The sequence below is a fragment of the Pseudomonas sp. B21-040 genome, assembly GCF_024748695.1.
Taxonomy (GTDB): domain Bacteria; phylum Pseudomonadota; class Gammaproteobacteria; order Pseudomonadales; family Pseudomonadaceae; genus Aquipseudomonas.
The window spans coordinates 4762272-4775663 of the sequence record NZ_CP087176.1 but is presented as its reverse complement, the minus strand read 5'-3'; the positions used below and the strand labels follow the sequence as shown (position 1 = coordinate 4775663).

The window sequence follows — 13392 nt, the reverse complement described above, 5'->3', positions numbered from 1 at the left end:
CGTTTCCGCGCTATCGCCGACTGCGTAGGATGAACACCCTGACAAAAGGGAAATCGCTTGTGATCGAGTTCGTGATGTATCTGGTGTTTGGCGCGGCGTTGGGCACCCTCGGCGGGTTGTTCGGCATTGGTGGCGGCTTGATCGCCATTCCATTGTTGGGTGTGCTGTTCGGTCTCGATCAACAGATCGCCCAAGGCACGGCGCTGGTGATGGTGGTGCCCAATGTGATGCTGGCGCTGTGGCGCTATCACCAACGCAATCGCATCGAATTGCGTCACGCCTTGCCTTTGGCGTCGATGGGGTTCTGTTTTGCGTGGATCGGTTCGATTTGGGCGGTCGGCATCGATGCGCACACCATGCGGATCGGTTTTGTCGCGTTCCTGGTGGTCTTGTCGGCCTACAACCTGGTGCGAATGTTCGCTGCCAGCACGCCGGCCTCGACGCAAATGCATTTCGCATGGCCATGGCTGGGCGTGCTTGGCGCAGCCTCCGGGACCATGGGCGGCTTGTTTGGAGTGGGTGGGGCGGTGGTGGCGACGCCGGTGCTGACCAGTGTGTTTGGCACCAGCCAAGTGGTGGCGCAAGGCTTGTCGCTGGCGCTGGCCTTACCCAGTACCGGCGTGACCCTGGTGACCTACGCGGCGCACCATCAGGTGGACTGGCTGATCGGTGTGCCCTTGGCCGTCGGCGGGTTGATGAGCATCAGTTGGGGCGTGAAAATCGCCCACGCCCTGCCGGAGCGACTGCTGCGCGGGTTATTCTGCGGTTTTCTGGTGGGCTGTGCGGTGATGCTCGCGTTTAAAGTTTGAAGCCATCGACGATGTGTTCGGCCAGACACTCGGTGATCGGTGACGGGTTGTGCAGGTTGCGCACGAGCATGATGCAGGCTTCCGGCAACAGCGGCAGGTCTTCGGCGGCACCGAGAATGCGCATGTCCGGCGTGATCAGGCTTTCAAGTTGCGCGGTCACGGCCAGGCCGGCACTGACCACGGCCATCAACGCTGACAGGCTCGAACTGTTGTAGGCAATGCGGTATTCGCGGCCCATGGCATCCAGCGCATTACACGCCCACAAGCGGCAGAAACAATCACTGTTGAACATCGCCAGGGGCAGGGGCGTCTGCTCATGGGCGTTGAAACATTGCGCCTCGGCCCAGACGAAGCGCTCCTTGCGCAGCAACTGGCCAATTTCGGTGCCGGGCTCGCGGGTCACGATGGACAGGTCCAGATCCTGACGTTGCAGCAATTGTTTTGATGATTCGCAGTGAACCTCGATCTGGATCAGCGGATAGCTCTTGGCGAAGCGCGACAAAATGCCCGGCAGAAAGCGCATCACGTAATCGTCCGGCGTACCAATGCGCACGGTGCCAATCATGTGCGGTTCGCGCAGCGTATTGAAGACTTCGCTGTGAAGTTTGAGGATGCGCCGCGCATACCCCAGCAAAACCTGGCCTTCGGCGGTCAGCTTGACCTGACGCCCATCGCGTTCGAACAACTGGCGCTGCAAGACGTCCTCTTCCAGACGCTTCATTTGCATGCTCACCGCCGACTGCGTGCGATTGACCATTTCACCGGCGCGGGTAAATCCGCCCTGGTCGGCGATCGCGACAAAGGTGCGCAGCACATCGGTATCGATACTGGGGTACGCCGACATCCATCAATCTCCGAGATGGTTACCATCAGAAACATTCGTTGGATTGATCTTAACGCTGGCGCGAGACTTGGGCCATCCCCAACGGAGGACAACGAGATGAAAGGTCATAACGAGGTTGTAACGGAACAAAAATTCTCAACCCATGTGGTATCTGATCTGCTGCACAAGTTTAGTCGCTGGTACGAACTTCATCGTGAACGCGAGCTGCTGGCGAGTTTGAGCGATGAAGCACTGAAGGACATCGGTATGAGTCGTGCGGATGTGGAACATGAATCGGTCAGGCCGTTCTGGGATGATCCGATGCATAAATGATGAGGCCATTGCTACACAAACCCCTCTCTGGTGAGGTAGGTTGCGAGCAGACACGGAGGTATTCATGCCCGCAACGCTGTCCTTTTCCAACCAACAGGCTCGACGTCTGGCACTGGCTGCCCAAGGGTTCAACGGGCGCCAGCCGCCAGCGACGATCAAACCGGTGCAACTCAACCGACTGATCGAGCGGTTGGGCATCCTGCAGATCGATTCGGTCAATGCGTTGGTGCGTTCGCACTACCTTCCCTTGTTTTCCCGCCTCGGTAACTACTCCTCCGATTTGCTAGACCAGGCCGCCTGGAGTCAGGGTCGACGTCGCACGCTGTTTGAATATTGGGGACATGAAGCCTCGTTGCTGCCGTTATCACTGTATCCGCTGATGCGTTGGCGCATGCAGCGCGCAACGCGTGGTGAAGATATCTATCAGCAACTGGCGAGTTTCGGGCGCGAGCAGCAGGACACGATCCGCCGGGTATTGGCCTCGGTTGAACAACTGGGGGCGTTGGGTGCGGGAAGCTTGTCGACCCGTCAGGAACGGGCAGGGCCGTGGTGGGACTGGAGCGCTGAAAAGCATGCACTGGAATGGTTGTTTGCCGCCGGAGAAGTGACGGTTGCCGGCCGCCGTGGTTTCGAACGACTTTATGATTTGCCCGAGCGGGTGATTCCTTCGGCGATTCTGCAGCAGCCATTGCTCAGTGAAACCGAGGCTCAGCGTGGGCTGTTATTGCACGCAGCGACGGCATTGGGTGTCGGTACGGAAAAGGACCTGCGCGACTATTTTCGTTTGAGCCCGACCGACAGCCGTCCGCGTCTGGCGGAACTGGTCGAGGCCGGGGCGTTGCTGACCTGCCAGGTGCAAGGCTGGCGGCAACCGGCTTATTGCCTGCCTGAGCCGAAAGTACCGCGCAAGGTCGAGTCCAGTGCGTTGCTTTCACCGTTCGACTCGCTGGTCTGGGAACGCAGTCGCACCGAGCGGCTGTTCGACTTTCGTTATCGGCTGGAAATTTACACGCCGCAAGACAAGCGTGTTTACGGGTATTACGTGCTGCCGTTCCTGCACAACGAACGGATTGCCGCACGCGTGGATCTGCGGGCTGAGCGGGCGTTGGGGCGGCTGGCGGTGCACGCCGTGCATGAAGAAGAGCCGGGGCTGGATGACGAAGGGATGCACGCTTTGGCTATCAATCTGCGGCAGATGGCGGATTGGTTGGGGCTTGCGCAGGTGCAGTTGAATTGTCAGCGGGAGAGTGCCAGCAGGTTAAGAGTGGCATTGGCTCAATTCAGTGGTGTTTGAGATGACGCAATCGCGAGCAAGCTTTGCTCCTACAGGTTGAGGTCAACTCAAAACCTGTAGGAGCAAGGCTTGCCCGCGATGGGCTCAACGCGGTTTAGCGCCGAACCTGCTTCAGCGTCTCGGCAATCAAAAACGCCAATTCCAGCGACTGATCAGCGTTCATCCGCGGATCGCAATGGGTGTGATACCGATCCGACAGCCCGTCCTCGGTAATCGGCCGAGCGCCGCCAATGCATTCGGTGACGTTCTGCCCGGTCATCTCGATGTGAATACCACCGGCATAACTGCCTTCAGCTTCGTGCACCTGGAAGAACTGCTTCACCTCGCCCAGGATCTGCGCGAAGTCGCGGGTCTTGTAGCCGCTGCTCGCCTTGATGGTGTTGCCGTGCATCGGGTCGGAGCTCCACAGCACCTGCTTGCCTTCGCGCTGCACGGCGCGAATCAGCTGCGGCAGGTGATCGCCGACCTTGTTGGCACCCATCCGCGCAATCAGGTTCAGGCGGCCCGGATCGTTGTCCGGGTTCAGCACATCGATCAGGCGAACCAAGTCTTCAGGGTTCATGCTCGGGCCGACCTTGACCCCGATCGGGTTATTCACCCCGCGCAGGAACTCAACGTGCGCACCATCGAGCTGACGGGTGCGATCGCCGATCCACAGCATGTGCGCCGAGCAATCGTAGTAATCGTTGGTCAGGCTGTCGCGACGCACGAAGGCTTCTTCGTAGTTCAGCAGCAACGCTTCGTGGGCGGTGAAGAAACTGGTTTCGCGCAGCTGCGGTGAAGTGTCCATGCCGCAGGCGCGCATGAACGCCAGGGTTTCATCGATGCGATTGGCCAGGTGGCTGTACTTCTCGGCCAGCGCCGAGTTGGCGATGAAGTCCAGGTTCCACTTGTGCACCTGATGCAGGTCGGCAAACCCGCCTTGAGCGAAAGCGCGCAACAGGTTCAGGGTGGCGGTGGACTGGTGGTAAGACTGGAGCAGGCGCTCCGGGTCCGGCACGCGGCTTTTCTCGTCGAAACCGATGCCGTTGACGATGTCGCCACGGTAAGCAGGCAGCGTCACGCCGTCGATGGTTTCGTCATTGGCGGAGCGCGGTTTGGCAAATTGCCCGGCCATGCGCCCGACTTTGACCACCGGGCAACCGGCGGCAAAGGTCATGACGATCGCCATTTGCAGCAAGACTTTAAAGGTGTCGCGAATTTTCGCGGCCGAGAACTCGGCGAAACTTTCGGCGCAATCGCCACCTTGCAACAGGAACGCGCGGCCTTGGGTGACCTCGGCAAACTGACGGCGCAACTCCCGGGCTTCACCGGCAAACACCAGTGGCGGATAGCTGGCCAGGGTTTGCTCTACCTGCTGCAAATGCGCAGCGTCAGGGTAGAGGGGTTGTTGCTGGATCGGCAAGGCGCGCCAGCTGTCAGGGCTCCAGGGTTGGCTCATCACGTTCTCTAGTGTTTTACGCTCGGACGGTCATGTTATCAGCAATTAGTGCGTGACCTGTTCCCGTCGCTTCGCGGACAATCGCGCCTTTGCCGCGCGCCTCGCGGTTTAAGTGCGCTGCTGTTTATTGCATGCAGGCCCGGTAACGATTCAGGAGACGAAATGACTGAGGAGCGCGTCGAGCATTTGCTCGCCGAGGTACAGGATGAGTTCGGCGTGATACGCGTGCTGGAAGTGGCCGATTACCGCTTTCTCGAGTTCGGTGACGCCATTGAACAGAGCTGCGTGTTTACCGCTGATCCGAGCTGGCTCGAGTACGACTACACCCGGGCGATGCTGATTGGCGCGTTGTGCCACGAACAACCGGAAAGCGCGCTGTTTCTGGGCCTTGGTGCGGGCACGTTGACTCAGGCCTGCCTCAAGTTCCTGCCGCTGGAAGATGTCGAGGCGATCGAATTGCGCCCCGACGTCCCGCGCCTGGCAATCGAATACCTTGGGCTGGATGATGATCCGCGCCTGTATATCCGCGTCGGCGATGCCCTGGAACTGCTCGATACCGCTGAGTCGGCGGACTTGATTTTCGTCGACCTTTATACCGATGTCGGGCCTGGTGTCGGGCATCTGGCCTGGAGCTTCCTGGAGAACTGTCAGAAACGCCTGAATCCGGGTGGCTGGCTGGTGATCAATCAGTGGGCCACCGACGACGGCAAACCGTTGGGTGCGGCGTTGCTGCGCGGGCTTTATCACCGGCACTACTGGGAGCTGCCGGTGAAGGAGGGCAATGTGATTTTGATCGTGCCTTCGGAGCTGGATCAGGTGCTGGACATGGACGGCTTGATGGCCAGGGCGGAAGGATTGGCGCCGCAATTGGGTTATTCGTTGCAGTCGTTGATCAAGGCGATTCGTCCGGCGACATAATGTGTTGTCTGCAATGGCCTCATCGCGGGCAAGCCTTGCTCCTACAGGGGGACGCGCAACCTGTAGGAGCATGGCTTGCCCGTGATGGCATTATCCGCATCAACACAAATCTCAGACTCCTTTGAAGATCCCGGGTCGCTTCTCAATCATCGACCGCACACCTTCCTTGGCATCCTCACTGTTCAACAACTTCTTCACCATCGCCGGCAAGCCCTGTGCCGCAGCGGTTTCTCCTTCATAGCGCGCCTGCCGGGCAGACATCAGCGTCGCCTGTACCCCGAGCGGTGCCTGTCGGGCAATCCGCTCGGCCAATTCAATCGCCCTTGGCAGTAAGTCCTCGCTGGCCATGACTTCCTGCACCAGCCCCAGACGCAAGGCGTCATGCGCATCGAACTCATCCCCGGTCAGCAACCAGCGCATGGCATTGCCCCAGCCAGCCAATTGATGCATGCGCAAAGTGGCGCCGCCGAACGGGAAGATTCCGCGCTGGACTTCCATTTGGGCGAAGCGGGTGTTGCTGGCGCACAGGTTGATGTCGGCGGCCAGCATCAACTCGATGCCGATGGTCAGGCAATAACCCTGAGCGGCCACTATCACCGGTTTGCTGACGCGGGGGCCAGCAAAAACACCCCACGGATCGCAGCCTCCTGCCGGTGCTTGCCAGCCTTCGGCCAATGCCGCGCTGGTGTTGACCAGATCGAGCCCGGCGGTGAAGTGTTCCCCATGGCCAAACACCACGGCCACCCGCGCCTCGTTGTCCGCTTCGAACTCGCCATAGGCCAGGCTCAGCTCGTTGAGCAGGTCGAGGTCAAAGGCGTTGCGTTTGGCGACCCGATCCAGGCCGATCAGCAGCACATGGTCACGTCGTTCACGGGTTACACGACTGGAGCAGGGCTGATTCATGCTGCATTTCCTCGGGAGGGAAGGGTGTGTCAGACCTCAGGTCTGCGTGATAACAGTGAACCGTTTTAGCGCCATCGCCAGCAGGGCCGGGCCTTTGAAAAATAGACTGCTGCACGATTATCCGCAAAGCCTGTGACACAACGGTGTATCCGTCAGTTTTCCGACAAATAATGCTCCCTTTTTGGGCGAATTCCGGTATAGTGCGCGCCGGCCTTTAACCGGGCCGCGTTTAGGTAGCGCAATTCCCCGAAGTCAGCTTCGGCTGCACGTCCGCACAGCGGACTCTTCCTTGACGAATCTTTTTCATTCATTCGTTTTCGCAAATCCCCGCCGACAAAGCAGCCAGGGCGACTCTTGAGTCTTACACGGCATGCGCAGCTTTGGAGCATGGGTCTTTGCGGATGCACTTAGAGGCAGACCCATGACCCAGGAAACCGGCGGCTTCGCCGCTTTTAATCTTAATCCGAATATTCTTGCAGCCGTCATTGCGACTGGCTACGAAGAGCCTTCGGCTATTCAGCAGCAATCGATCCCGATCATCATGGCCGGCCAGGACATGATTGGTCAGGCGCAAACCGGTACGGGTAAAACCGCCGCGTTCGCTTTGCCTATCCTGCATTGCATCGATCCTGCCAAGCGCGAGCCGCAAGCCCTGATCCTGGCGCCAACCCGTGAGTTGGCGCTGCAAGTAGCAACCGCTTTCGAAACCTATGCCAAGCAAATGCCGGGCGTTACCGTTGTGGCCGTTTACGGCGGCGCCCCTATGGGTCCACAACTGAAAGCAATCCGTAATGGCGCACAGATCGTTGTCGCCACTCCGGGCCGTCTGTGCGACCACCTGCGTCGTGACGAAAAAGTCCTGTCGACCGTGAATCACCTGGTCCTCGACGAAGCTGACGAAATGCTCAAACTGGGTTTCATGGACGACCTCGAAGTTATCTTCAAGGCCTTGCCTGCAACCCGTCAGACCGTATTGTTCTCGGCCACCCTGCCGCAGTCGATCCGTGCCATTGCCGAACGCCATCTGCGCGATCCGCAACACGTGAAGATCCAGACCAAGACTCAGACCGTTACCGCGATCGAACAGGCTCACCTGTTGGTTCACGCTGACCAGAAGACCTCGGCTGTATTGAGCCTGCTGGAAGTGGAAGATTTCGACGCCCTGATCATGTTCGTGCGCACCAAGCAAGCGACCCTGGACCTGGCCAGCGCCCTGGAAGCCAAAGGCTACAAAGCCGCTGCGCTGAACGGTGACATTGCCCAGAACCAGCGTGAGCGCGTGATCGACTCCCTCAAGGATGGCCGTCTGGACATCGTTGTGGCGACCGACGTTGCTGCTCGTGGCCTGGACGTTCCGCGCATCACTCACGTGTTCAACGTTGACATGCCGTACGATCCGGAATCCTACGTTCACCGTATCGGCCGTACCGGTCGTGCCGGTCGCGAAGGTCGTGCACTGCTGCTGGTGACTCCACGTGAGCGCCGCATGCTGCAAGTGATCGAGCGTGTAACGGGTCAAAAGGTTGCTGAAGTTCGCCTGCCGGACGCTCAGGCCGTTCTCGATGCCCGCATCAAGAAACTGACCAACAGCCTGTCGCCGCTGGTTGGCGATGCCGAATCGACTCACGGTGATCTGCTGGATCGCCTGACTGCCGACATCGGTTGCACTCCGCGTGCACTGGCCGCTGCTCTGCTGCGCAAGGCAACCAACGCTCAGGCGCTGACCCTGGCCGCGATCGAGAAAGAACGTCCATTGGTGCCGAACAACGCTCCGCGCGGTGATCGTCCAGAGCGTACTGGTGATCGTCCGGACCGTGGTGATCGTGAGCGTCGTGCTCCGGTTCCATTGGCTGAAGGTCGTGCTCGTTGCCGTACCGCGCTGGGTGCGCGTGACGGTATCGCTGCCAAGAACCTGCTGGGCGCCATCCTGAACGAAGGTGGCCTGGCTCGTGAAGCGATCGGTCGCATCCAGGTGCGCGACAGCTTCAGCCTCGTCGAGTTGCCGGAAGATGGTCTGGAGAAGCTCCTGACCAAACTGAAGGACACTCGCGTTGCCGGTAAGCAGTTGAAGCTGCGTCGCTATCGCGAAGATTAATCCGCTCTTGAGCTGATTGATCGCACATAAAAAATCCCCGACTGGTTCGGGGATTTTTTTTGCCTGCGTGATCAGCCGAAGCGATAAATGTCCATGCCCAGCGCCCCCATGGTGAAACCCTGGTGAGCAACGCTGAACTCGCCCCCGGCACTGCGGGCGAAATACAGTGGCAGTAAATGCTCGTCGCTAGGGTGGTTGCGCACTGCGTTTGGCGCTTGCTGGCGATAATCGTGCAGGGCCGTTTCGTCGTTGGCGGCCAGTTTCTCTACGATCCAGTCGCGAAATGCCTTGGCCCAGGGCTCGACGCTTTCCGGGCCGGCCTGCCAATCCAGTTCGCGCAGGTTATGGGTGATGCTTCCGGAGCCGATCAGCAGCACGCCGTGTTCACGCAGGCTGGCCAGCGCGTGGCCAACACGGGTTTGCAGGGCAGGGCCGCCACGGGTGGGCAATGAGACTTGCACCACCGGGATATCGGCTTGCGGGTACATCAAGGTCAAAGGCACCCACGCTCCGTGGTCGAAGGGGCGCTTGGTATCGATGCGCGCCGGCAGGTCGGCGGCCTTCAGCAATTCGACGATGTCCGCTGCCAATTGAGGATTTCCGGGGGCCGGGTATTGAACGTCGAACAGCGCCTGTGGGAAGCCACCGAAGTCGTGCCAGGTTTCCGGTTGTGGATGGCCGCTCACCAGCAGTTCGTGGCTTTCCCAGTGCGCGGAAACAATAACGATAGCCTTGGGTTTCGGCAATTCTGCGGCCAGGCGCGCAAGGGCTGGCCCGCTGGCGCCGGGTTTCAGGGCCAGCATGGGGGAGCCGTGGGAAATGTACAGGCTGGGGAACATGAATCAGCTCCTGAGAGTAAGATGGCTCCATCTTCAGTCAGATCATTGATCTAAATCTAATATAAGTTTTAGCGTCTTTTGATCGAATTTTTGGGATTAATTATGCAGCCGGAGTTTTGGCACAAGCGGTGGACGACGAATCAGATCGGCTTTCATCTGCCGGAAGTGAATCCTTATCTGCAGCGGCACTGGCCGCAATTGCGCCTGGAAGAGGGCGTGCGCGTATTGGTGCCACTGTGTGGGAAAAGTCTGGATCTGTTGTGGCTGGGAAAATGCGGTCACGAGGTGTTGGGCATTGAGTTGTCCGAAAAGGCGGTGGAAGACTTTTTTCGCGAGCATCAATTAGATCCGGACGTCAGCGATCAAGGCCCCTTCACTGTCTATCGGGCTGGTTCGATCGAGGTCTGGTGCGGTGATTTCTTCGCATTGACCGCCGGCGACGTTGCTGACTGCAGCGCGTTGTATGATCGTGCCGCGTTGATTGCACTGCCGCCGGCAATGCGCGAGCAGTATGCCGCTCACCTGAACCGGATTTTGCCGAAGGAGTCTCAGGGGTTGTTGATCACCCTGGATTACGACCAGGCGCAAATGGACGGCCCCCCGTTTGCTGTGCTGGATGACGAAGTGCAGCGCTTATTGGGCGGATCGTGGAAACTGAAGATTCTGGAAGATCAGGACGTGTTGAGTGAGAGCGGGAAGTTTCTCGAGGCAGGTGTCACTCGACTTGAAGAGCGGGTGTATCGAGTGTCCAGTCGAGGAATAAAATAGACAAAAAAAAGGCCCGCATTTCTGCGGGCCTTGTTTTATTGCTGAACGATCAGCGCTGAAGACGATGCAGGGCGTTGATACGTTCTTCCAGCGGTGGGTGGCTCATGAACATCCGGGCGAACCCTTGTTTGATGCCACCGTTGATGCCGAAGGCGTTCAGGGTGTCCGGCATGTGCACCGGCAGGCCCTGTTCGGCGCGCAGGCGTTGCAGGGCGCCGATCATCGCGGCAGTACCGGCCAGGCGTGCACCGGCTTCGTCGGCACGGAATTCACGCTTGCGCGAGAACCACATGACGATGGAGCTGGCCAGAATGCCCAGGACCAGTTCGGCGAAGATGGTTGCCACGTAGTAGGCAATGCCTTGGCCTTCTTCGTTCTTGAAGATCACCTTGTCGACAAAGTTGCCGATGATCCGTGCGAAGAACATTACGAAGGTGTTCACCACGCCCTGAATCAACGCCAGGGTGACCATGTCGCCGTTGGCCACGTGGCCAATTTCGTGGGCCAGAACGGCTTTCACTTCATCGGGCGAGAAACGCTCCAGTAACCCCTGGCTGACCGCGACCAGTGCGTCGTTCTTGTTCCAGCCCGTGGCGAAAGCGTTCGCCTCATAGGCCGGGAAAATCCCGACTTCAGGCATCTTGATCCCGGCTTCCCGGGACAATTGCTCGACGGTTTGCAGCAGCCATTGCTCGTGACGGGTGCGCGGCTGGGTGATGATCTGGGTGCTGGTGCTCATCTTCGCCATCCACTTGGAGATGAACAGCGAGAACAGCGAACCGGCAAAACCAAAGACCGCACAGAAAATCAGCAGCTGATTGAGGTTCAGATCAACCCCGTTGGCCGCCATGAACCCGTTGAAGCCAAAAAGGCTCAGGGTGATGCTGGCAATCAGCACGACCGCCAGGTTAGTGGCCAAAAACAGCAGGATGCGCATCATGGTTGTAGAAGTCTCCTCGTGCTAAAGATGTAGCGTACTGCGGGGTATATAAGGTGATGCACCGGGCTATTCAACCGGGTGACTATTTCAAACTGTGTCCTACATCAACACTTTAGTCAGTTGCAGGGCTTTTCCGACTTTTTTGCAGGAGATTTTTGTAGGCCTAATGCAGTCGCTACCCCCGCCATTGTTAGGCGAGAGCGGGAGGTGTGTCATCAGCCGTCGGTTCGAGTGGTGAAAGCCGGCCGGGACAGCAGATATGTTGCTGAATCAATCAACGTGCGACTTTAACCCAAAGTCGCACGTAGACCCGCCGCTTACTGGCGATAGGTCTTGAGGAAGCCGCCGATACGTCCGATGGCCATCTCCAGCTCATCCACTCGCGGCAGGGTCACCACACGGAAGTGGTCCGGCCAAGGCCAATTGAAGGCCGTGCCCTGAACAATCAACAGCTTCTCGGAGAGCAGCAGGTCGAGGACGAACTTCTCATCGTTGTGGATCGGGCAGACTTTCGGGTCGATCCGCGGGAACGCATACAGCGCGCCCATCGGCTTGACGCAGCTCACGCCCGGAATGTCGTTGAGCAGTTCCCAGGTGCGATTGCGCTGTTCCAGCAAGCGGCCCTGTGGCAGTACCAGATCATTGATGCTCTGGTAGCCGCCCAATGCGGTCTGGATCGCGTGCTGGCTCGGCACGTTGGCACACAGGCGCATGTTCGCCAGCATGTCGATGCCTTCGATGTAGCTTTGGGCGTGGTGTTTCGGGCCGGAGATGGCGATCCAGCCGGAACGGAAGCCCGCCACGCGATAGGACTTGGACAGACCATTGAACGTCAGGCACAGCAGGTCCGGAGCCAGGGAGGCGGTGCAAATGTGCACGGCATCGTCGTACAGGATCTTGTCGTAGATTTCGTCGGAGAACACCACCAGGTTGTGCTGGCGGGCCAGTTCCAGCATGCCCAGCAGGACTTCCTTGGAATAGACGGCGCCGGTCGGGTTGTTCGGGTTGATGATCACCAGGGCCTTGGTGTTCGGCGTGATCTTGGCCTTGATGTCGGCCAGGTCCGGCCACCAGTTGGCTTGCTCGTCGCACAGGTAATGCACCGGGTTGCCACCCGACAGGCTGACCGCGGCCGTCCACAGCGGATAGTCCGGGGCCGGCACCAGTACTTCGTCGCCATTGTTGAGCAGGGCCTGCATCGACATCACGATCAGTTCGGAAACGCCGTTGCCCAGGTAGATGTCTTCGATGCCGACGCCTTCCACCTGCTTTTGCTGGTAGTACTGCATCACGGCCTTGCGCGCACTGAACAGGCCCTTGGAGTCGCTGTAGCCCTGGGCCGTCGGCAGATTGCGGATTACGTCCTGAAGGATTTCATCCGGCGCTTCGAAACCAAACGGTGCCGGGTTGCCGATGTTCAGCTTGAGGATGCGATGACCTTCCTCCTCCAGGCGTTTGGCGTGCTTGAGCACTGGGCCGCGAATGTCGTAGCAGACGTTGGCGAGCTTGTTCGATTTGCTGACCTGCATGGCGATGTGTTCCCGAAAATGAACGATCCAGGCGGCGTATGAACAACCGTGCTGGGAATCCTGCGTATTCACACAGGCCTGACGCCTTCAGTGGCGGCACTCATAAATCCGTTTGAATGCGCGTGGTCTGGCTGCCAGACTGGCGTTTGACGAGGCGCAATCATACGTGCCGCCCGATCCGTGGAAAAGGTACAGATCGGGCTTTTTCAGCTGCTGAGGTGTGATGATGGAAAAGTTGGAAAAAACCCTGGAAGAATGGAGAGCAATGCTCGATCCAGAGCAGTACAACGTGTGCCGTCTCAAAGGCACCGAGCGACCGTTCTCGGGCAAATACAACGCAACCAAAACTGACGGTGTCTACCACTGCATCTGCTGTAACGAGCCGCTGTTCGACTCCAGGACCAAGTTTGACTCTGGCTGCGGCTGGCCGAGCTTCTACGCGCCGATTGGCGACAGCGCGATGACCGAAATCCGCGATGTCAGCCACGGCATGATCCGCACCGAGGTGGTCTGCGCCAAATGCGATGCGCACTTGGGGCACGTATTCCCGGATGGCCCGCCGCCGACCGGCCTGCGTTATTGCATCAACTCGGTGTGCCTGGACCTGGTGCCGCGCGAATAATGTGAGCCCTGTAGGAGCACGGCTTGCCGGCGATGGCAATCTCAAGGACGCCATCGCCGGCAAGCCGTGCTCCTACAG

The 13392-nt window shown here is 59.0% G+C and carries 13 protein-coding genes; 7 read left to right on the top strand and 6 right to left on the bottom strand.

The genetic code is table 11. The features are described 5' to 3' along the window. Nucleotides 1–59 precede the first annotated feature (59 nt). Nucleotides 60–809 (top strand): sulfite exporter TauE/SafE family protein, encoded by a 750-nt coding sequence (locus LOY55_RS21825; RefSeq protein ID WP_223522773.1) that lies wholly within the window; start codon nucleotides 60–62, stop codon nucleotides 807–809. Here LOY55_RS21825 and LOY55_RS21820 read toward each other — a convergent pair. Beyond that, nucleotides 799–1653 carry a LysR substrate-binding domain-containing protein gene (locus LOY55_RS21820; protein ID WP_046032414.1) on the bottom strand — a complete coding sequence of 285 codons (855 nt, stop codon included), beginning with the start codon at nucleotides 1651–1653 and terminating at the stop codon, nucleotides 799–801. The two genes, LOY55_RS21825 and LOY55_RS21820, sit on opposite strands and share 11 nt — an antisense overlap. Nucleotides 1654–1749: 96 nt before the next feature. Between LOY55_RS21820 and LOY55_RS21815 the strand changes: the two genes are divergently transcribed. Beyond that, a complete protein-coding gene (locus tag LOY55_RS21815; RefSeq protein ID WP_046032413.1) occupies nucleotides 1750–1965 on the top strand; it encodes a DUF1127 domain-containing protein in 216 nt (71 codons plus the stop codon). A gap of 64 nt (nucleotides 1966–2029) precedes the next feature. Further along, nucleotides 2030–3259, top strand: coding sequence for a winged helix-turn-helix domain-containing protein (locus LOY55_RS21810; protein ID WP_258666658.1), 1230 nt, complete (start codon nucleotides 2030–2032; stop codon nucleotides 3257–3259). Between the two features lie 94 nt (nucleotides 3260–3353). Here LOY55_RS21810 and LOY55_RS21805 read toward each other — a convergent pair whose 3' ends face one another. Beyond that, on the bottom strand, nucleotides 3354–4700 hold the full coding sequence (locus LOY55_RS21805; protein WP_109787124.1) for a class II 3-deoxy-7-phosphoheptulonate synthase: 1347 nt from the start codon (nucleotides 4698–4700) through the stop codon (nucleotides 3354–3356). 162 nt (nucleotides 4701–4862) lie between these two features. Here LOY55_RS21805 and LOY55_RS21800 point away from each other — a divergent pair, with 162 nt between their 5' ends. Next, entirely contained in the window at nucleotides 4863–5618 is a 756-nt protein-coding gene (locus tag LOY55_RS21800; protein WP_046032410.1) for a spermidine synthase, read from the top strand. Between the two features lie 111 nt (nucleotides 5619–5729). Here the strand turns inward: LOY55_RS21800 and LOY55_RS21795 are convergent, their stop codons facing one another. Next, entirely contained in the window at nucleotides 5730–6521 is a 792-nt protein-coding gene (locus LOY55_RS21795; RefSeq protein ID WP_223522776.1) for a crotonase/enoyl-CoA hydratase family protein, read from the bottom strand. 421 nt (nucleotides 6522–6942) lie between these two features. On the opposite strand from LOY55_RS21795, the gene LOY55_RS21790 reads away from it, so the two are divergent. Beyond that, nucleotides 6943–8616: a DEAD/DEAH box helicase gene (locus LOY55_RS21790; protein ID WP_046032408.1), complete on the top strand. Its 1674-nt coding sequence runs from the start codon at nucleotides 6943–6945 to the stop codon at nucleotides 8614–8616. A gap of 71 nt (nucleotides 8617–8687) precedes the next feature. On the opposite strand, the gene LOY55_RS21785 is transcribed toward LOY55_RS21790, so the two are convergent. After that, nucleotides 8688–9455, bottom strand: a complete 768-nt coding sequence (locus LOY55_RS21785) for a class III extradiol ring-cleavage dioxygenase (protein ID WP_223522778.1) — start codon at nucleotides 9453–9455, stop codon at nucleotides 8688–8690. A 102-nt stretch (nucleotides 9456–9557) separates the two neighbouring features. Here LOY55_RS21785 and LOY55_RS21780 point away from each other — a divergent pair, with 102 nt between their 5' ends. Next, on the top strand, nucleotides 9558–10223 hold the full coding sequence (locus tag LOY55_RS21780; protein ID WP_223522821.1) for a thiopurine S-methyltransferase: 666 nt from the start codon (nucleotides 9558–9560) through the stop codon (nucleotides 10221–10223). A gap of 49 nt (nucleotides 10224–10272) precedes the next feature. Here LOY55_RS21780 and htpX read toward each other — a convergent pair whose 3' ends face one another. Both htpX and LOY55_RS21770 read right to left on the bottom strand, forming a co-directional pair. Then, on the bottom strand, nucleotides 10273–11163 hold the full coding sequence (gene htpX, locus LOY55_RS21775) for a protease HtpX (protein ID WP_027925729.1): 891 nt from the start codon (nucleotides 11161–11163) through the stop codon (nucleotides 10273–10275). A 317-nt stretch (nucleotides 11164–11480) separates the two neighbouring features. Continuing rightward, nucleotides 11481–12692, bottom strand: coding sequence for a pyridoxal phosphate-dependent aminotransferase (locus LOY55_RS21770; protein ID WP_109787122.1), 1212 nt, complete (start codon nucleotides 12690–12692; stop codon nucleotides 11481–11483). 226 nt (nucleotides 12693–12918) lie between these two features. On the opposite strand from LOY55_RS21770, the gene msrB reads away from it, so the two are divergent. Next, nucleotides 12919–13314: a peptide-methionine (R)-S-oxide reductase MsrB gene (gene msrB / locus LOY55_RS21765; protein WP_077432199.1), complete on the top strand. Its 396-nt coding sequence runs from the start codon at nucleotides 12919–12921 to the stop codon at nucleotides 13312–13314. The last annotated feature ends 78 nt before the right edge of the window (nucleotides 13315–13392 follow it).

Coding starts and splice junctions, on each gene's coding strand:
- LOY55_RS21780 (WP_223522821.1), top strand. CDS start 9,558: ATGCAGCCGGAGTTTTGGCACAAGCGGTGGACGACGAATCAGATCGGC.
- LOY55_RS21790 (WP_046032408.1), top strand. CDS start 6,943: ATGACCCAGGAAACCGGCGGCTTCGCCGCTTTTAATCTTAATCCGAAT.
- LOY55_RS21810 (WP_258666658.1), top strand. CDS start 2,030: ATGCCCGCAACGCTGTCCTTTTCCAACCAACAGGCTCGACGTCTGGCA.
- LOY55_RS21805 (WP_109787124.1), bottom strand. CDS start 4,700: ATGAGCCAACCCTGGAGCCCTGACAGCTGGCGCGCCTTGCCGATCCAG.
- LOY55_RS21800 (WP_046032410.1), top strand. CDS start 4,863: ATGACTGAGGAGCGCGTCGAGCATTTGCTCGCCGAGGTACAGGATGAG.
- LOY55_RS21795 (WP_223522776.1), bottom strand. CDS start 6,521: ATGAATCAGCCCTGCTCCAGTCGTGTAACCCGTGAACGACGTGACCAT.
- htpX (WP_027925729.1), bottom strand. CDS start 11,163: ATGATGCGCATCCTGCTGTTTTTGGCCACTAACCTGGCGGTCGTGCTG.
- LOY55_RS21820 (WP_046032414.1), bottom strand. CDS start 1,653: ATGTCGGCGTACCCCAGTATCGATACCGATGTGCTGCGCACCTTTGTC.
- msrB (WP_077432199.1), top strand. CDS start 12,919: ATGGAAAAGTTGGAAAAAACCCTGGAAGAATGGAGAGCAATGCTCGAT.
- LOY55_RS21785 (WP_223522778.1), bottom strand. CDS start 9,455: ATGTTCCCCAGCCTGTACATTTCCCACGGCTCCCCCATGCTGGCCCTG.
- LOY55_RS21770 (WP_109787122.1), bottom strand. CDS start 12,692: ATGCAGGTCAGCAAATCGAACAAGCTCGCCAACGTCTGCTACGACATT.
- LOY55_RS21815 (WP_046032413.1), top strand. CDS start 1,750: ATGAAAGGTCATAACGAGGTTGTAACGGAACAAAAATTCTCAACCCAT.